The following is an 18,684-nucleotide window of genomic DNA, read 5'->3' as shown; positions in this document are numbered from 1 at the left end:
AAAAGTCGGCGAAGTCGGGTCCGCACGGCAGTGGCACACCCATGATCAGGCGAGCTGCGGCGCAAGCGCCTATCGGGTAGAAGCACAAGAAAAATAGCGCCATACCTGAGAGACCGGAGATCCGCCCGCCATGCGCAATACCATTACGCTTGCCGCCAACGAAACGGCAACCATTACCGAAAAGGAAGCCAGCCTGAGCGGCGCCTACAACGAAGTCACCCTGGGCCAATACGCTCACCTGAAGGTGGACGGCGCCGAGGTCACCTTCAAGCACATCACGCTGGAACGCCTGGGCAGCCGCATCATCGAACTGACCAACGGCGCGCAATTGCATGTCGGCGCGCTCGGCTTTGCCAGCATGGGCGCAAGCATCATCTACCGTATCGGCGCCGGCTGTGTCCTGACCTTCGACGCCAGCCAGTGGGATCCGGAAGTCGTGGCCAACACCACCTTCGATTTCGCCAGCCAGGGCAGCGGAACGCTGAAGTACTTTCCGTTCATCAACCCGGAATGGCTCGATTGCCCGACGGTCACCGGCTATTCGGAAGGCGACATGCTCGAGATCGCCGGCCAGGGCAATGCGCAGCGCTTCCAGGTGCGCGACGGCCGCATCGTCTCCGCCGGCGCGCGTTAAGCGGTATCGGTTTCGGATTACAAACGACAAGGGCGGCGCAATCGCGCCGCCCTTGTCGTTGCGCTCGCCGCGTTATTCCTGCGCCATCGACAGCAACGCGTCGCGCGCTTTCGCCAACTGCGCCTGCGCGTCACCGGCGGCGCCCGCGGGCGCCGCCGCCACGACCGCGCCGTCCAGTACCGCGGCCAGGCCATCGGCGGTGGCTTGCAACAGCGCCTCTGGCGATTCCGACTGCAGGCGACGCATCAGTGCGCCGGCCTCCTTGGGGTCGGCAAAACGTTGCGACAGCAGCAGTTCCTCGCCATCCGCGGCCAGCAGGCGGAAGCGGAAGCCGCCGTCTTCATCGCGGAAGCTGACGAAGCGCGCGCCCTTGCCCTTTTCCTTCTTGGCCTGCGCCTGCTTGCCCGGCGCCTGCGCATTCAGGTTGCGCAGGCCCACGGCCTCGCGCAGCTCGCGCATCATCGGCACCGCCAGCTTGCGCGCCTTGGCGGCGCCCGCCTGCAACACGTCTTCGATGCGGCCGGGGTTGGCCATCAGGTCGAAGTAGCGCTCGCGCATGGGCGCCAGCAGATTCTCCAGATGGTCGTAGAGCGCCTGCTTGGCCTCGCCCCAACCCAGGCCTTGCTCGAGCTGCTGGCGGAACGCCGTGGCCTGTTCATGCGTGGCGAAGGCGCGATAGATGGTGTACAGGTGCGAGCCTTCGGCGTCCTTGGGTTCGCCTGGTTCGCGCGAGTCGGTGACGATGCGCATGATCGAGGCGCGCAGGGCCTTGGCGCCGCCCTCGAACAACGGGATGGTGTTGTTGTAGCTCTTGGACATCTTGCGACCGTCCAGGCCCGGCAAGGTGGCCACGTCTTCTTCGATGGCGACCTCGGGCAGCGTGAAGTACTCGCGGCCGTACAGGTGGTTGAAGCGCTGGGCGATGTCGCGCGCCATTTCCAGGTGCTGGATCTGGTCGCGGCCCACCGGCACCTTGTTGGCGTTGAACATGACGATGTCCGCGGCCATCAGCACCGGATACGAGAACAGGCCCATGGTCACGCCATCGTCGGGGTCCACGCCCTTGGCCACGTTCTGGTCGACCGAGGCCTTGTAGGCATGCGCGCGGTTCATCAGGCCCTTGGCCGTGACGCAGGTCAGCAGCCAGCTCAGTTCGGGGATCTCGGGGATGTCCGACTGGCGATAGAAGGTCACGCGGTCCGGGTCGAGCCCCACCGCCAGCCAGGTGGCGGCGATCTCAAGCCGCGAGCGGGCCACGCGGGCCGGGTCGTCGCACTTGATCAGCGCGTGGTAGTCGGCCAGGAAGAAAAACGCGTCGACACCCGGTTGCGTGCTGGCCTGGACCGCCGGGCGGATCGCGCCAGCGTAGTTGCCGAGGTGAGGGGTTCCGGAGGTGGTGATGCCAGTGAGGACGCGGGTATTCATGGACGATGAAGGCGTTTGCTTGGTGAAACGCCCAGTGTAACGTGCCGCGCGGGGCGCCTGAATGACCGGCGCCGCCCGGGCGCGACGCCGCCCCTGCGCGGCGGGTGCGCGCGCGGACGCGGACACCAGGCCGACGGTGCGCCTACAGGACGGCCAGCAAGGGCGCAGCCACCGCGCACAGCCCGCCGGCCGTCAACGCGGCCCGTGGCCGGAAGGTCAGGAACCAGATCAGCAGCAGGCCCGCGATGCTGAGGATGCCGATCCATTCAACGGTGCCGTAGCTCCAGCCCCAGACCGCGGCCGAGGCGCACAGGGACAGCGCCAGCGCCAGCCAGCCGAAGGTGCGCAGCGGCACGCGATGGCGGCGCGGCAAGGCGCGGTCGAACAGGTCTTCGTAGTGACGGTCCATGCCCAGGCACAGGGCGGAGAACCCCGCGTAGGCCAGGCAGAAGGCGGCGAGCGTCATGGCGTATCACCTCGGTTCATAGGCGGCTTCGGAAGGCGTGGCTTGCGCCATCGCGGACGCGACCGGCGCGCGCGGCCGGGCGACGGGTTGGGCTGGCGTGTCGGGTTGGGGTCGGGCCTGGACTTGCGCCGGCGCCGCCGTCCGGGCCGCGGCCTTGCCGCCGGCCTTGGCCGGCGCCTTGCGCGCGCGGGCGGCCTTGCGCGCCATCCAGCCCAGCAGCAGCGCGCCCGCCAGGCAGGTCAGGTCGAAACCGGCCATCACCCAGTCACCGGTCGGCAGGGACACGCCCAGGTGGCGCGAGGTGGTCACGGCGTTGATCACCGGCACCAGCGCCAGCGACGCGGCGGCGGCCGAGAGCAGATCCACCCATTTGCGCTTGTGGAACACGAAGGCGTACACCAGCGACAGCCCCCAGGCCGCGAAGAACGCCCGCACTTCCCATAGCGGGCGGCCCGGCAGGTCGGCCGGCACCAGGCGGTTGGCCCAGAAGAACGCGGCGACCGCGATGAACAGGCCAGCGATGGTGCCGGCGTTCAAGCCATCGACCAGGCGCAGCGAGAAGGCCTCGCGCGCGCCGGGGCGCGCCTTCTGGCGCCGTTTGGCGATCCACAGCACCAGGCCGGAACCGACCATGCCGGTGCCCGCCAGGCTGACCAGGAAATAGAACCAGCGCAACAGCGGTTCGGCAAACAGGCCCAGGTGCAGCCCGACGATCACGCCAGCGGTGCGCACGGTGGGGCTGAGCTCGTCCTGCCCTTCCTGGAAGGCGCCGGTGACACCGTCAAAGCGCGCGTAGGGCGCGAGCCGGCCATAGGACACGCCGTCCGCCGCATCGCGCGTCAAGGTGACGGTGGCGCCGGCGTCGCCGGGGTTGTTGACCGTGACGCGGCCGACCCGGCCCTGCCAACGCTGCTCGACCTGCTCCACCAGCGGCGCCAGCGCGACCAGCGGCGCAGGTTCGTTACGCGGTGGCGTGACCTTGAACCCGGGGAATACATCGTCGGAATACTGACGCGGGTTTTCGTAGACCGCCAGGATGCCTGCCGGCATCAGCATGGTCGCAAACAGCACCAGGCCGCTGAATGTGATCATCAGGTGGAATGGCAGCCCCAGCACCGACAACGCGTTGTGGCCGTCCATCCAGGCCCGCTGGCCGCCCTTCTTCGGGCGGAAAGTGAAGAAATCGGCAAAGATCTTCTTGTGGGTGATGATGCCGCTGATGATCGCCACCAGCATGAACATGCCGGCGATGCTGGCGAGCCAGCGCCCCCATGGGAACGCCGTTTCGAGTTCGAAGTGGAAGCGGTAGAAGAAATCCCCGCCGCGCGTCTCGCGCCCTTGGACGGCCTGGCCGGTCCGCGGATCGAGCTTGACGCGCACGAAACCGCGCTCGCCCGGCTTGGGCTTGGGCACCTGGTACAGCAGCTGGATCAGCGGCTCGCGGTCGGTCGGCGGCGTGATGAACCAGCGCTTGGCGTCAGGCGCATGCTCGGTCAGGTAACGCTGCGCCATGGTCACGGATTCGAGCGTGGGCGCGGCCTGCGCCTGGATCTCCGGCTGCATCCAGCGGGTGATTTCGGGGCGGAAGAATGACAGCGTGCCGGTCAGGAACATGGCGAACAGCACCCAGCCGAAGATCAAGCCCGACCAGGTGTGCAGCCACGACATGGATTGGCGCAGGCCCTCTTCGCCTTGCGCTTTTCCGGTACTGGGTTTCATGCGCCCCCCACCATGCGGCCGATCAGGAACAGGCCGCCGAACAGCGCCGCCGGCAACAGGATGCCGGCCCAGGCGCGCCAGGCGTTGCGGGTGGCGAACACCCAGATGACGCCACAGGTGTAGACCACGAAGGCCGACATCTGCGCCGTGACGACGGCATCGGCGCGCTGCATGGGCAGCCAGACGGCCAGGCAGGCCGCGGCCGCCGAGGCCAGGCCGTAGCCGCCGAGGATGGCGGCCAGGGCCCGCGAGGCCACGGCCAGACGGTAGCGCATCATGCCTGCGCCGGCTGCGGGAGCTTTCACTTGGTCACGTTGAAGGTCAGGGTGGAAACGTAGCGGACCTTGGCGTAGGCCTTGCCGTCGGCCTCGCCGGCCTTGTCCTCGACGTGGGCGGCTTCCAGCACGTACTGGCCCGGCCACGGCGTGGTGATCTCGATGCGGCCGTTCTCGTCGCTGCGCAAGCGCTTTTCCCACTTGGGCGGGCCGAACACGGTGACTTCGGTCTTGGCCAGCGGCTTGCCCTTGAACTGCAGCACGAAGGTATTGCTGCCCGCCGCGGCCGGCACCAGTTCCAGGTCGAGCTTGCCCTGGGTGTCTTCGCGGCCGGCCTTGGCGCCGTACTGCATCAGCGTGTCCTTGAACTGGATCGGCTGCGACAGGCGCACATCGCCCTTGCCGCTGACGGCGAACTCGACGAAATCCGCCCCCTGGGCCGACGCCTTGAGCGCCTTGCCGTCGGCGCCGGTGACCACCGGCGCCACCAGGACCTTGCCCAGCAGGCCGTCGCGCTTTTCGCGCAGGTCGTCCGCCCATTCGCCGAAGTACGCCTTTGCCGGCCCCTGGTCGGCCCGCTCGAGCCAGACGAAGTGCGCCTGCGCCGCGCCGGCGCTGCCCAGCAGCGCCACGGCTGCCAAAGTCCTTGCGAATTTCATTGTCGATTTTCCTGTTGTGAATGCCGATCCGGAATCGCCCCGCGGCAGGTTCCGTGTCGGTTGGGCTTGAATTATAACCATTCTCACTACGATGCGAGAGACTGCCTGAAAGCGTGTCCGTGGCCCGGCCGCGGACACGCTGGCCACGCTACCAGCGATAGCGCAGGCTGGCCTTGATCGAGCGCTGGTAGCCGTACCAGCACCACGAATCGCCCGAGCACGATGCGATGTATTCCTTGTCGAACAGGTTCTGGACGTTCAACGCCACCTGCATGCCCTTGAGCGACGGCGACACACGGCCCATGTCGTAGTCCAGCATCAGGTCGAACAGCGTCACCGATGGCACCTTCATGGTGTTGGCCTCGTCGCCGTACGACGACCCGATGTAGCGCACGCCGCCGCCCACGCCCAGGCCGGCCAGCGGGCCGCCCTGCAACTGATAGCGGGCCCAGGCCGAGGCCTGCTGTGACGGCACGCCCACCGGCGCCTTGCCCTTCAGGTTCAGGCCCGTGGTGCCGGGGTTGGCCTTGGAGTACGCGTTGTCCAGCAGCGAATAGCCGGCCATCAGCGTCAGGCCGCGCAGCGGTTCGGTCTTGGCTTCCAGTTCGATGCCCTGCGTGCGCAGTTCGCCGGACTGGATCTGGCAACGCGCGTTCGAGGTGCCGCACAGGTGCGTCGGATCGGGATCGGTGGTCAGCATGTTCTCGCGGCGGATGTCGAATGCCGCCACCGACAGCAGGGTCGCGCTGCCCGGCGGCTGGTACTTGATGCCGACCTCGTACTGGTTGCCCTCGATCGGCTTGAACGGCGCATTGTTCCAGCCCGTGCCCGACTGCGGCTCGAACGATTCGGAATAGCTGAAGTACGGCGCCACGCCGTTGTCGAAGTTGTAGATCACGCCGAAGCGGCCGGTGAAGGCCTCGGCGCGCAACGACGAGGGCGTGGTGCGGCCGGTGGCGATGGCGGTGCTTTCGCCGACATTGCGCGACCAGTCGTAGCGGCCGCCCAGCAGCACCGAAAGGCGATCGATCTTGATCTGGTCCTGGAAGTACAGGCCGGTCTGGTACTGCGTGGTGGTGGCGTCGGTGGAGAACGCCGGCACCGGGATGTCCTGGCGGTTGTCCGGGTTCATCACGTTCAGCGGGGGCGCGCTGCCGAAGCCCGACAGCGTGTCGGTCTTGACGTGCTGGTAGTCGAAGCCCAGCAGCACCGTGTGGCCGAAGGGGCCGGTATCGAAGCGCGCCTGCAGGTTGTTGTCGATGGTCAGCGCGCCGACCTCGACGTCGGTCGCGATCGCGGCGCGCTGCTGGTACAGGTAGCGGCTGTCGGTGTAGCCGTAGAAGCGGCTGGAGGCGCCGTAGACGCTGCGGTACTTGGCGTCGGAATGGGTCCAGCGCAGGCTCTGCGTCGCCTTCAGATTGTCATTGAAGCGGTGATCCAGCACGTAGCCGAGCGAATAGCTCTTGCGATCGCTCTTTTCGAAGTTGGCGTCGCCGTCGTAGTAGCGCGGCGACAGGCGGATGCCATCCGGCGCCGACAGCAGCGAGCGCATGGGCGGCACGGCGCCATAGGAGCCCATGTCGGGATCGCGCTGGAAGTTCGTCAGCACGGTCAGCGAGGTATCGCCGTTGGGCTTCCAGGTGAAGGCCGGCGAGACGAAATAGCGGCGCTCCTTGGTGTGGTCGATCTGGCCGTCGGACATGTAGCCCGATCCCACCAGGCGGTACAGGTACCTGCCGTCCGCATCCAGCGGGCCGCCGAAGTCGAAGTTGGCGCGCCGGTAGTCGTAGTTGCCGACCTGCAGCTCGACTTCGTGCAGGGCTTCTTCCAGCGGCCGCTTGCTGACCTGGTTGACCACCCCGCCCGGCCCGCCCTGCCCGTACATCACCGAGGCTGGTCCTTTCAGCACGTCCACGCGTTCCAGGCGGTAGGCGTCCACCTGCGGCAGGGCGTCGCGCCCGCCGAACACGCGCAAGCCGTCCAGGTAGGTCGACGCGGAAAAACCGCGCACGCTGAACTGGTCCAGCCGCGTAGCCGTGGCGCCGCGCGTTTCGGTCGCCACGCCGGGGGTGTAGCGCAGCACCTGGTTCAGCGTCTGCGCGCCCTGCTCCGCGATCTGCTCGCGCGTGACCACGGACACCGATTGCGGCGTCTCGATCAGCGGGGTATCGGTCTTGGTGGCGCTGACGCTGGCGCCGGCCACGTAGCCCACGGTCGGCGCAAAGGCGCTCAGGGAATTGGCCGACACCGTCACCGGCGCCAACGTCAGCGTGTCGCCGGAGGGCGCCGCCACCAGCGTCCAGGTGTTGCCGGCCTGGGCCCGCGCCTGCAGGCCGCTGCCTGCCAGGATGCGGGCGAAGCCCGCACCCACCGGATAGACGCCGTCCAGGCCTTCGGAACGCAGGCCGCGCACCTGCGCCGGATCGAACGACAGCACCACGCCCGCGTTGCGCGCGAATTGGGTCAGCGCGTCGCCCAGCGGACCGGCGGCGATCTGGTAGGTGCGCGGCGCCTGGGCCGCGGCGGGCGACGTTTGCGCCCAGGCGGCGGGCGCGGCGGCCAGCCAGGCGCCGGCGCAAGTGGCGGCAAGCACGGCCAGGCGGCCGGCGGTCAAGGGTGCGCCCAGGCGCGGGCAAGATGAAGCGGACACGAAAACTCCCTGTACGTAGGTCTCTATCTCTGCCTTTCCGTACCAGGAAGGAAAACCTGCAATGCGCCGGCCGGGAAGTTTGTAACGGTCAGGCCGTGCGCGGCCCCACCTGCAACCAATACTGCGTGTGACGCGTCACCACGATAGGCAGGGCCGGCTCAAGCGCCTTGAGTGCGCGCTCGGCATCGTCCAGCGGGAAGACGCCCGACAGCCGCAGGCCCGCCACCGCCGGATCCACCCGGATCACGCCGACCCGGTGGCGCGCCAGGTAGTCGGCGAAATAATCCAGACGCCAATCCTTGGCCACCACCAGGCCGTCGACCCAGGCCAGGCGATCCGGATCCGCCGCCTGCCGTTCGACGCCGCCCTGGTCGTCGTAGCCCAGGCGTTCGCCCGCGTCGGCGGTCTGGGTGGACAGGCCTTCGCGCTGCAGCGCGACGCTGCCCTCGTAGACGCCCAGTCGCGCGCCGTGAGGCGTGCGGCGCACGTCGAAACGCGCGCTCCCGGCCAGCAGCACGCCATAACCGGTATCCACCCGCAATGCCGGAGCGCCCCGGCGCGATTGCGCATCGACCAGGATCTCGCCGCGCAGCAGATGGATGCCGCGCGCGCCGTCTTCCAGCCGCAGTCGCAGCGCGCTATCGCTGTTCAGGGTGATGTGCAGGCCGTCGGCCACCGCCACCGCGCGCCGCTCGCCGATGCCGGTGCTCAGATCGGCGGCCAGGCGCTGCCAGGGCGCGTGCCGATAGCCGGCCCAGCCCGCCATGCCCACGCCGGCCAGTGTCAGCACATTGCGCAAGATGGCGCGCCTGCGTGGCATCGCCGGGCCTTCCAGCGCCGCATGCGCCAGCGCGGCCGGCACGCGGCGGGCATCGCGGCCGATCCTTTCCAGCCGCTCCCAGGCCTTGCGGTGCGCCGGGTCCCGCGCCAGCCAGGCATGACAGGCCTCGCGATCGCCGGCGTCGGCCACCCCCGATTGCAGGCGCGCCCACCAGGCGATCGCTTCGCGCACGACCGCCTCGGACGGCATGGCGGCGCGGTCGACCGCGCTAGTCATGAAGCGCGGCATAACAGGCCGACATGGCGCGCACCATGTACTGCTGCACGGAACTGAGCGACACGCCCAGCCTCTGGGCGATTTCGGGATAGGTCAGGCCGTCCAGCTGCGACAGCAGGAAGGCCGAACGCGCCTTGGGCGGAAGGCTGTCGAGCAGGCGGTCAAGTTGCATCAGGGCCTGCATCTGCTCGGCCTGTGTCTCGGGCGACGGCGCATGGGCCTCGGGCAGGTCGGCCAGATAGGCCAGGTAGGCATGTTCCAGCGCCGCGTGGCGCTGATGATCGATCACCAACCCCTTGGCGATGGTGGTCAGCAGCGCCCGAGCCTCGCCAGCCCGCACCGTCTTGCGGCCCTGGATCACGCGCACGAACACGTCCTGCGCCAGGTCCTCGGCGCGATGCGCGCATCCGAGCTTGCGGCGCAGCCAGCCGAACAGCCAGGGCCGATGGTCCCGGTACAGGCCGTCGACCTGCGTGGCGGGCGCATCGGCGCAGGAGGCCGGAGACGAAAGGATGGGGGAGGACACGGGAAGACTGCGGCGCGGGACCAGAAGTCTTCGGATGTTAATTGATAATGACTTGCATTACCAACGCAAATGCCGCAAATTGCGCCACGTCCGCCCCGCGGGCGGACGCTTGCGGCATAACTACAACGTTGCGGTCTGGCGGCGTTCCGACTCGAGGTATTCGCGCGACTGCATTTCCAGGATGCGCGATACCGTGCGATGGAACTCGTTGGCGAGCGCGCCCTCGGTGTAGATCTCTTCCGGCTCGCATTCGGCCGACATGATCAGCTTGACGCGATGGTCGTAGAAGACGTCGATCAGCCAGGTGAAACGGCGCGCCTCGGAAGCCTGGCGCGGACCCATGCGCGGCACGCCGGACAGGATCACCGCATGGAAGCGGTTGGCCAGTTCCAGGTAGTCGTTCTGCGAACGCGGACCGCCGCAAAGCGTGGCGAAGTCGAACCACACTACCGAACCAGCCAGCGCCAGCGCGCGGATTTCGCGATGCTCGATATGCAGCAGCGGCTCCTGCGGCGGCGTATCGGCCAGGCTGTCGAAGGCCCGCTGCAACGCCTGCTGCGCATGCTCGTCCAGCGGCGTGTGGTAGCACTGCACCTGCTCCAGCGAGCGGCGGCGATAGTCGACGCCGGCGTCCACATTCATCACGTCCATGCGCGCCTGGATCAGCTCGATCGCCGGCAGCACGCGGTCGCGGTGCAGGCCGTCGGGATACAGCGTCGACGGTTCGTAGTTGGACGTCATGACGAACGAGGTGCCGTATTCAAACAGCTTGAACAGCAGGCGGTGCAGGATCATCGCGTCCGCCACGTCCGACACGTGGAACTCGTCGAAGCAGATCAGGCGGTAGCGCTTGGCGACGCGCTTGGCGACCTCGTCCAGCGGGTCCTGCATGCCCTTCACTTCTTCCAGCTCGCGATGCACGCCGCGCATGAACTCGTGGAAGTGCAGGCGCGTCTTGCGCACCACCGGCACGGTGGCGTAGAAGGCGTCCATCAGGAAGCTCTTGCCGCGCCCCACCCCGCCCCACAGATAGACGCCACGCGGCACATCGGGGCGGTTCAGCAGCTTCTTCAGGGCGTTCGAGCGCATCGCCTTGAACTTGACCCACTCGTCGTAATAGCGCTGCAGCCGGTCGATCGCCTTCTTCTGGGCTTCGTCGGGCTTGTAGCCGCGTTCGGCCAGGGCGTGTTCGTAGTATTCGCGGACGTTCATGGAGATGGCACAGGCAAAAGAAAAAAAGGGCGGGTCCGAAAACCCGCCCCCTTTGGCAGAGCCGCAGCGTGGCGGATCAGAAGTTCAAGGCGCGCTTGTCGACGGCCAGGGCGGCTTCCTTCACGGCTTCCGACAGCGTCGGGTGCGCGTGGCAGATGCGGGCGATGTCTTCGGCGGCGCCGCGGAATTCCATGATGGTCACGGCTTCCGAGATCAATTCCGAGGCCATCGGGCCCACGATGTGCACGCCCAGGACCTCGTCGGTCTTGGCGTCGGCGATCACCTTGGCAAAGCCGGTGGTGTCGCCCAGCGCGCGGGCGCGGCCGTTGGCCAGGAACGGGAAGCTGCCGGCCTTGTACTCGCGGCCTTCGGCCTTGAGCTGCTGCTCGGTCTTGCCGACCCAGGCGATTTCCGGCGAGGTGTAGATGACCCACGGCACGGTGTCGAAGTTGACGTGGCCGTGCTGGCCGGCGATGCGCTCGGCAACCGCCACGCCCTCTTCCTCGGCCTTGTGCGCCAGCATCGGGCCGCGCACCACGTCGCCCACTGCCCAGACGTTGGGCAGGTTGGTCTTGCAGTCGCCGTCCACGGCGATGAAGCCGCGCTCGTCGAGCTTCAGGCCTACCGCGTCGGCGTTCAGGCCGCCGGTGTAGGGCACGCGGCCGATCGAGACGATCAGCTTGTCCACCACCAGCTTCTGCTCGGCGCCCTTGGCGTCGACGTAGGGCACGGTCACCGACTTGGCGGTCGCCTTGATCTCGCCGATCTTGACGCCCATCTGGATGTTCAGGCCCTGCTTGGTGAAGGCCTTGAGGGCTTCCTTGGCCACTTGCTGGTCGGCGGCGGCCAGGAATTCCGGCATCGCTTCCAGGATGGTGACTTCCGCGCCCAGGCGGCGCCACACGCTGCCCATTTCCAGGCCGATCACGCCGGCGCCGATCACGCCCAGCGTCTTCGGCACGGCGCCGATGTTCAGCGCGCCGTCGTTGGACAGCACGACCTTTTCATCGAACGGCAGGCCGGGCAGCTCGCGCGCCGACGAACCGGTGGCGACCACCACGTGCTTGGCAACCAGGTCTTCCTCGGCGGTGCCGGTGACCTTGATGGCCCAGCCGCCCTCGACCTGGCCGGCGAACGCGCCCTTGCCGTGGAAGAAGGTGACCTTGTTCTTCTTGAACAGGTACAGGATGCCGTCGTTGTTCTGCTTGACCACCGAGTTCTTGCGGCCGATCAGCGTGTCGAGCTTCAGGCTGACGCCCTTGACTTCGATGCCATGCTCGGCGAAGTGGTGGTTGGCCTGCTCGAAGTGTTCGGACGATTGCAGCAGCGCCTTGGAGGGGATGCAGCCGACGTTGGTGCAGGTGCCGCCGGGAGCCGGGCCGCCTTGGCCATTCTGCCAGGCGTCGATGCAAGCCACCGACATGCCGAGCTGCGCGGCGCGGATGGCGGCGATGTAGCCGCCGGGGCCCGCGCCGATGACGACGACGTCGAATTGTTTGGACATAGTGTTCTCGCGAATGAGGAGGGAGAGATACTCGCCCCGGCCCGCGCAAGCCGGCCCCTGGGGCCGGCCGGGCGCCGCCGACACGAGGGTCGCGCGGACGCCGGGCTCAGGGCGCCGAGATTACAGGTCCAGCAACAGGCGCTGCGGATCTTCCAGGGCGTCCTTCATGGCGACCAGGCCCAGCACGGCTTCGCGGCCGTCGATGATGCGGTGGTCGTAGGACAGGGCCAGGTAGTTCATCGGGCGGATGACGATCTGGCCGTTCTCCACCACGGCGCGTTCCTTGGTGGCGTGCACGCCCAGGATGGCCGATTGCGGCGGGTTGATGATCGGGGTCGACAGCATCGAGCCGAACACGCCACCGTTGGAGATCGAGAACGTGCCGCCGGTCATCTCTTCGATGCCCAGCTTGCCGTCGGCGGCGCGGCGGCCGAAGTCGGCGATGGTCTTTTCGATTTCAGCGATGGACAGCTGGTCGGCGTTGCGCAGGATCGGCACCACCAGGCCACGCGGGCTGCCGACAGCGATACCGATGTCGAAGTAGCCGTGGTAGATGATGTCCTTGCCGTCGATCGAGGCGTTGATCAGCGGGAACTTCTTGAGCGCGGCAACGGCGGCCTTGACGAAGAACGACATGAAGCCCAGCTTGATGCCGTGTTCCTTCTCGAACTTGTCCTTGTACTTGTTGCGCAGATCGATGACCGCTTGCATGTTCACTTCGTTGAACGTGGTCAGGATCGCGTTTTCCTGTTGCGACTGCAGCAGGCGCTCGGCAATGCGGGCGCGCAGGCGGCTCATCGGCACGCGCTGTTCCGGACGGCCGTCCAGCGACAGCGTGGTCGGGGCCGGAGCGGCCGGGGCCTTGGCCGGAGCGGCCTTGGCGGCGGGGGCGCTGGCGTTCAGGGCGTCGCCCTTGGTGACGCGGCCGTCACGGCCGGTGCCGGCCACGCTGGCGGCGTCCACGCCCTTTTCGGCGAGGATCTTGGCGGCGGCGGGCGAAGCCACGCCGGCGGCGGCGGTGGAGGCGGGAGCGGCCGGGGCGGCGGCGGCTTGCACGGCGGCCTTGGGCGCTTCGGCGGCGGGGGCGGTGGCCGGGGTGGCGGCGGCCTTGCCGGCGGTGTCGATACGGGCCAGGACTTCGCCCGAGGTCACGGTGCTGCCATCGCCCTTGACGATTTCAGCCAGCACGCCCGAGGCGGGGGCCGGCACTTCCAGCACGACCTTGTCGGTTTCGACTTCGATCAGGATTTCGTCCGCTTCGACGGCAGCGCCGGGCTGCTTCTTCCAGGTCAGCAGGGTCGCTTCGGAAACGGATTCGGAGAGTTGGGGGACGACGACGTCGGTGATAGCCATTTTGTTTATTCCGTAGAGTGTGTGTTCTGGACCGCGCGACACGGACAAAGTTCGAAACCGGGTTTCTGCACCTTGCCGCGCGCCGCGCGTGCATCGGGTTGGGTTACTTGGTCAGCATGGCCTTGAACTTGGGCGCGAAAGCCGCTTCGATCAGCGCCTTTTGCTGCTCCTGGTGCTTGGCCAGGTAGCCCACCGCCGGCGAAGCCGACGCGGCGCGACCGGCGTAGCCCAGCTTCTGGCCTTCGACCATGTTCTCGTACACGTGATGCTGAACGTAGAACCACGGGCCCTGGTTCTGCGGTTCGTCCTGGACCCAGATCACTTCGGTTGCCTTCGGGTACTTGCGCAGTTCGGCCTCGAACGACTTGTGCGCGAACGGGTACAGTTGCTCGACGCGGATGATGGCGACGTTGTCGGCTCCACGTTCACGGCGGGCATTGACCAGATCGTAGTAGACCTTGCCCGAGCAAGCCAGCACGCGCTTGACCTTGGCGGCGTCGATGGCCTCGTCGACCTCGCCGATCACCGGGCGGAAGCTGCCGCCGGCCAGTTCGGTCAGGGGCGAGCCGGCGTCCTTGTTGCGCAGCAGCGACTTGGGCGTGAACAGCACCAGCGGCTTGCGGAACGGACGGATCATCTGGCGGCGCAGCACGTGGAAGATCTGCGAAGCCGAGGTCGGCTGGATCACCTGCATGTTGTTGTCGGCGCACAGCTGCAGGAAGCGCTCGATGCGGCCCGACGAGTGCTCGGGACCCTGGCCTTCGTAGCCGTGCGGCAGCATCAGGGTCAGGCCCGACTGGCGGCCCCACTTGGCTTCGCCGGAGCTGATGAACTGGTCGATCACGACCTGGGCGCCGTTGACGAAGTCACCGAACTGGCCTTCCCAGATGGTCAGCGTGTTGGGTTCGGCGCTGGAGTAGCCGTATTCGAAGCCCAGCACGGCCTCTTCGGACAGCACCGAGTCGATCACGGTGAACGGGGCCTGGCCTTCCGAGACGTTCTGCAGCGGAATGTAGGTGCCGTCGTTCCAGCGTTCGCGGTTCTGGTCGTGCAGCACGGCGTGGCGGTGCGTGAACGTGCCGCGGCCCGAGTCCTGGCCGGTGATGCGGATGGCGTAGCCCGACGACACCAGCGTGGCGAAGGCGAGGTGTTCGCCCATGCCCCAGTCCAGGTTCATCTCGCCCTTGGCCATGGTGCGGCGGTCGTTCAGCAGCTTGGCGACCAGCGGGTGCACCGTGAAGCCTTCCGGCACGGTGGTGATGCGTTCGCCGATGCGCTTGAGCTCGGCCAGCGGCACGGCGGTGTCGGCCTGGTCGGTCCACTTGGCGCCCAGGAACGGCGACCAGTCGATGGCGTACTTGCTCTTGTAGTCGGTCAGCACCGGTTCGATGGTGCGCTGGCCGTCTTCCATCAGCTGGCGGTAGTCCTTGACCAACTGGTCGGCTTCGCCTTCGGCCAGCACGCCCTGCGTGGTCAGCTTGTCGGCGTACAGCTTGCGCGTGCCGGGATGGTGGCCGATGCGCTTGTACATCAGGGGCTGCGTCAGCGACGGGGTGTCCTGCTCGTTGTGGCCCAGCTTGCGGAAGCAGACGATGTCGACGACGACGTCGTGGCGGAATTGCAGGCGGTAATCCAGGGCCAGCTTGGTGACGAACACGACGGCTTCGGGATCGTCGCCATTGACGTGGAACACCGGCGCTTCGATCATCTTGGCCACGTCGGTGCAATACAGCGTCGAGCGCGAGTCGCGCGGATCCGACGTGGTGAAGCCGATCTGGTTGTTGATGACGATGTGCATCGTGCCGCCCGTGCCGTAGCCGCGGGTCTGGGCCAGGTTCAGGGTTTCCATCACCACGCCCTGGCCGGCGAAGGCCGCGTCGCCGTGCACCAGCACCGGCAGCACCTGCTTGCCTTCGGCGTCGCCGCGGCGTTCCTGGCGGGCGCGCGCGCTGCCTTCGACCACGGGGTTGACGATTTCCAGGTGGGACGGGTTGAACGCCAGCGACAGGTGCACCGGACCGCCACGGGTCGACAGGTCGCTCGAGAAGCCGTTGTGGTACTTCACGTCGCCGTCGGTCAGGCCTTCGGCGTGCTTGCCTTCGAACTCGGCGAACAGGTCGCCGGGCATCTTGCCCATGATGTTCACGAGCAGGTTCAGGCGGCCGCGGTGGGCCATGCCGACCACGATTTCCTGGACGCCGTTTTCACCGGCGTGGTTCACCACTTCGTCCATCGAGGCGATGAAGCTTTCGCCGCCTTCCAGCGAGAAGCGCTTCTGGCCGACGTACTTGGTGTGCAGGAAGCGCTCGAGGCCTTCGGATTCGGTCAGCTGCTGCAGGATGTGGCGCTTTTCCTCGGCCGTGTAGCTCGGCGCGCCCAGCGTGGTTTCCAGGCGTTCCTGGATCCAGCGCTTGGCGGCGGGGTCGGAGATGTGCGTGAATTCGGCACCGATGCTGCGGCAGTACGTGTCGCGCAGCGCCTTCAGGATGTCGCGCAGCGTCATGGTGCTGGCGGTCGTGAAGTAGGTGTTGGTGGCCGAGTAGGTCTGGTCCAGGTCGGCTTCGGTCAGGCCGTAGAAGGCCGGATCGAGTTCCGGGATCGGCGGACGTTCCTGGCGCTTGAGCGGATCCAGGTCGGCCCAGCGCGAACCGAGCGAACGGTAGGCGGCGATGAGCGATTGCACCGAGACTTGCTTGGAGGCGACGCTCAGGTCGGGTTCGGCGGCGCGTTGCACGAAGGCATTGGCCTTGGCGCGCTGGGCGAACGATTCGACGATGGGAGCGTGGGCCTGGTCGCGGGTGGATTCCTGGCCGTCGGTGGCGGGAGCGTGCTGCAGCTGGTCGAAGTATTCGCGCCAGTTGTCAGGTACCGAACCGGGGTTGTCGAGGTAGGCTTCGTAAAGCTCCTCAACGTAGGGGGCATTCCCCCCAAACAAGTAAGACGTGGATAGGGATTCTATTTCCGAAGACATAATCGCTTCACCTTTACGAGTGCTTCACTCGATTACGATGCAGGAAAACCTTCCGCGACACGGGCTTCCCGTTTAGCGGATAGCAGGGGCAGAAGGCGCGTACAAGCCTTGAAAGCCGTATGGATGAAAGTATAACCCTTTGAGTTTATGGGCGTCTTCTTGCGATTGCGTGACGCAAAAGCGCATGCGGAATGGCTTCATGCGGTGTTGGAATGTCCGCGCAACCCCTGCAATTACGTCGTCTACGCGCCAGCAAGTTCCGCCAACGAAAAATGCCGCATTGCGGCATTTTTTTTGGCTTCCGCGCCGGATGTTGCGCAATTGCCTCGTCAAAGCGGCAATTCGGTGGTCGACAGGATCTCCTTGAGCACGAAAAAAGTGCGGATCTGGCGCACGCCGGGCAGCTTGATGATCTCGCCCGCGTGCAACTTGTTGAAGCGTTCCAGGTCGCGGATGCGCAGCATCAGGAAGTAGTCGAATTCACCGGCCACCAGATGGCATTCGAGGCAACCGCTGATGCCGCGCGCGGCCGCCTCGAAATCGGTGAAGGACTCGGGCGTGGAGCGGTCCAGCACCACTCCAACGATGACCAGCGTGGCCATCTCGACCTCGGCCGGTTCCAGCAGCGCCACCGTCTTGCGGATGACGCCCTCGGCGCGCAGCTTTTCCACCCGCCGCAGGCAGGCCGCGGGGCTGAGATGGACGCGCGCGCTCAGGTCCAGGTTCGTGATCTGGGCATCCTGCTGCAGCAGGCGCAGGATCTGGCGGTCGATGCGATCCAGCCCGGCGATGGCGGCCATTTAATATGTCCCTATAAAATTTAATTCGGTATTTATTTTTTATTGATAAATATTAGATCGAAAAATAAATTTCTCGAAAAATTTAAACCAGATAAATTCAAAAAATACGCAATTGACCAACAATCCGACCGGTTCCTATGATTTTTCCATCCGCGGCGCCGTCCGCCCGGACCGACACTCCCAGGAGCCCGCATGGATCTGCAACGCTTTCCCCGCCATCGCCTGACCTTCGGCGACACTCCCATCGAGAAGCTCGAGCGCCTGTCCGCCCACCTCGGCGGCAAGGTCGAGATCTACGCCAAGCGCGAAGACTGCAACAGCGGCCTGGCGTTCGGCGGCAACAAGCTGCGCAAGCTGGAATACCTGATTCCGCAGGCGCTGGAACAGGGTTGCGATACCCTCGTGACCATCGGCGGCATCCAGTCCAACCACACCCGCATGGTGGCGGCCGTGGCCGCCAAGCTCGGGCTGGCCTGCGTGCTGGTGCAGGAAAACTGGGTGGACTATTCCGACGCGGTCTACGACCGGGTCGGCAACATCATGATGAGCCGCCTGATGGGCGCCGACGTGCGCCTGGTGGACCAAGGCTTCGACATCGGCTTCCGCCGCAGTTGGGAAGAGGCGCTGGAAGACGTGCGCAAGCGCGGCGGCAAGCCCTATGCCATTCCGGCCGGCGCCTCCGACCATGAACTGGGCGGATTGGGCTACGTGGGCTTCGCCGAGGAAGTGCGGCGGCAGGAGGCCGAACTGGGCTTCAAGTTCGACTACATCGTGGTCTGCGCCGTCACCGGCAGCACGCAGGCCGGCATGGTGGTGGGCTTTGCCGCCGACGGTCGCGCCGACCGCGTCATCGGCATCGACGCCTCGGCCACGCCCGACCAGACCCGCGCCCAGATCCTGCGCATCGCGCGCCGCACCGCGGACCTGGTGGGCTTGCAGCGCCCCATCACCGACAGCGACGTGGTGCTGGATACGCGCTACGCCTACCCGGCCTACGGCCTGCCGTCGGCCGAGACCAACGAAGCCATCCGCCTGTGCGCGCGGCTCGAAGGGATGATGACCGACCCGGTGTACGAGGGCAAATCGATGCAGGGCATGATGGACATCGTGCGGCGCGGGGAAATCCCGGCCGGCTCGCGGGTGCTGTACGCGCATCTCGGGGGGGTGCCGGCGATCAACGCCTACAGCTTTCTCTACCGCAACGGCTGACGGCGGCTACGGCGCCAGCGGCTGGCCCTGCGGCGATCTGCGCTGAACGTCCGTTTTCCGATGTCCCCGAACAACCCGCCGGCAGCGCATGCCGGCGGGTTGTTCGCTTCATGGCGGCCGGCCTTGCGTGCCGTATTAGGGTCATCACTAATGATGTACATAAATTGTATACAGACAATGCGGTTTACCTTATCGTGTCGAACACGATGTCCACGCTTGCCCAG

General features: G+C 66.6%; 15 protein-coding genes. 2 read left to right on the top strand and 13 right to left on the bottom strand.

The window, feature by feature from the left end:
* Positions 1-130 precede the first annotated feature (130 nt).
* A complete protein-coding gene (locus AC6CR5_RS27655; protein WP_006389392.1) occupies positions 131-634 on the top strand; it encodes a hypothetical protein in 504 nt (167 codons plus the stop codon).
* 72 nt (positions 635-706) lie between these two features.
* On the opposite strand, the gene AC6CR5_RS27650 is transcribed toward AC6CR5_RS27655, so the two are convergent.
* The 13 genes from AC6CR5_RS27650 to AC6CR5_RS27590 form a co-directional block, all read right to left on the bottom strand.
* Positions 707-2,059 carry a tryptophan--tRNA ligase gene (locus AC6CR5_RS27650; protein ID WP_024068154.1) on the bottom strand — a complete coding sequence of 451 codons (1,353 nt, stop codon included), beginning with the start codon at positions 2,057-2,059 and terminating at the stop codon, positions 707-709.
* Positions 2,060-2,201: 142 nt separating this feature from the next.
* The gene (locus AC6CR5_RS27645; RefSeq protein ID WP_020924626.1) at positions 2,202-2,525 is read right to left on the bottom strand and encodes a DUF3325 domain-containing protein; all 324 of its coding nucleotides are present in this window, start codon (positions 2,523-2,525) and stop codon (positions 2,202-2,204) included.
* Positions 2,526-2,531: 6 nt separating this feature from the next.
* Positions 2,532-4,244 carry a PepSY-associated TM helix domain-containing protein gene (locus AC6CR5_RS27640; protein WP_054480893.1) on the bottom strand — a complete coding sequence of 571 codons (1,713 nt, stop codon included), beginning with the start codon at positions 4,242-4,244 and terminating at the stop codon, positions 2,532-2,534.
* Complete coding sequence (locus AC6CR5_RS27635; RefSeq protein ID WP_006389389.1) at positions 4,241-4,522, bottom strand: DUF3649 domain-containing protein; 282 nt, start codon at positions 4,520-4,522, stop codon at positions 4,241-4,243. The genes AC6CR5_RS27640 and AC6CR5_RS27635 overlap by 4 nt, the downstream gene beginning before the upstream one ends.
* A gap of 23 nt (positions 4,523-4,545) precedes the next feature.
* Positions 4,546-5,178, bottom strand: a complete 633-nt coding sequence (locus AC6CR5_RS27630) for a DUF4198 domain-containing protein (protein WP_498085092.1) — start codon at positions 5,176-5,178, stop codon at positions 4,546-4,548.
* 148 nt (positions 5,179-5,326) lie between these two features.
* The gene (locus AC6CR5_RS27625) at positions 5,327-7,828 is read right to left on the bottom strand and encodes a TonB-dependent siderophore receptor (RefSeq protein WP_498085091.1); all 2,502 of its coding nucleotides are present in this window, start codon (positions 7,826-7,828) and stop codon (positions 5,327-5,329) included.
* 88 nt (positions 7,829-7,916) lie between these two features.
* The gene (locus AC6CR5_RS27620; protein ID WP_150101549.1) at positions 7,917-8,885 is read right to left on the bottom strand and encodes a FecR domain-containing protein; all 969 of its coding nucleotides are present in this window, start codon (positions 8,883-8,885) and stop codon (positions 7,917-7,919) included.
* On the bottom strand, positions 8,878-9,411 hold the full coding sequence (locus tag AC6CR5_RS27615) for a sigma-70 family RNA polymerase sigma factor (protein WP_049054422.1): 534 nt from the start codon (positions 9,409-9,411) through the stop codon (positions 8,878-8,880). The genes AC6CR5_RS27620 and AC6CR5_RS27615 overlap by 8 nt, the downstream gene beginning before the upstream one ends.
* A gap of 120 nt (positions 9,412-9,531) precedes the next feature.
* A complete protein-coding gene (gene zapE, locus AC6CR5_RS27610) occupies positions 9,532-10,623 on the bottom strand; it encodes a cell division protein ZapE (RefSeq protein WP_327763767.1) in 1,092 nt (363 codons plus the stop codon).
* 76 nt (positions 10,624-10,699) lie between these two features.
* Positions 10,700-12,127: a dihydrolipoyl dehydrogenase gene (gene lpdA, locus AC6CR5_RS27605; RefSeq protein WP_006389383.1), complete on the bottom strand. Its 1,428-nt coding sequence runs from the start codon at positions 12,125-12,127 to the stop codon at positions 10,700-10,702.
* 120 nt (positions 12,128-12,247) lie between these two features.
* Entirely contained in the window at positions 12,248-13,480 is a 1,233-nt protein-coding gene (odhB, locus tag AC6CR5_RS27600) for a 2-oxoglutarate dehydrogenase complex dihydrolipoyllysine-residue succinyltransferase (RefSeq protein ID WP_024068147.1), read from the bottom strand.
* A 103-nt stretch (positions 13,481-13,583) separates the two neighbouring features.
* Complete coding sequence (locus AC6CR5_RS27595) at positions 13,584-16,451, bottom strand: 2-oxoglutarate dehydrogenase E1 component (RefSeq protein ID WP_006389380.1); 2,868 nt, start codon at positions 16,449-16,451, stop codon at positions 13,584-13,586.
* Between the two features lie 329 nt (positions 16,452-16,780).
* Complete coding sequence (locus AC6CR5_RS27590; protein ID WP_006389379.1) at positions 16,781-17,251, bottom strand: Lrp/AsnC family transcriptional regulator; 471 nt, start codon at positions 17,249-17,251, stop codon at positions 16,781-16,783.
* Positions 17,252-17,443: 192 nt separating this feature from the next.
* Here AC6CR5_RS27590 and AC6CR5_RS27585 point away from each other — a divergent pair, with 192 nt between their 5' ends.
* Positions 17,444-18,460: a 1-aminocyclopropane-1-carboxylate deaminase gene (locus AC6CR5_RS27585; protein ID WP_049054423.1), complete on the top strand. Its 1,017-nt coding sequence runs from the start codon at positions 17,444-17,446 to the stop codon at positions 18,458-18,460.
* Positions 18,461-18,684 lie beyond the last annotated feature (224 nt).

This window comes from Achromobacter sp. EG18 (assembly GCF_059759395.1).
This window is presented reverse-complemented; position numbering and strand designations above follow the sequence as displayed.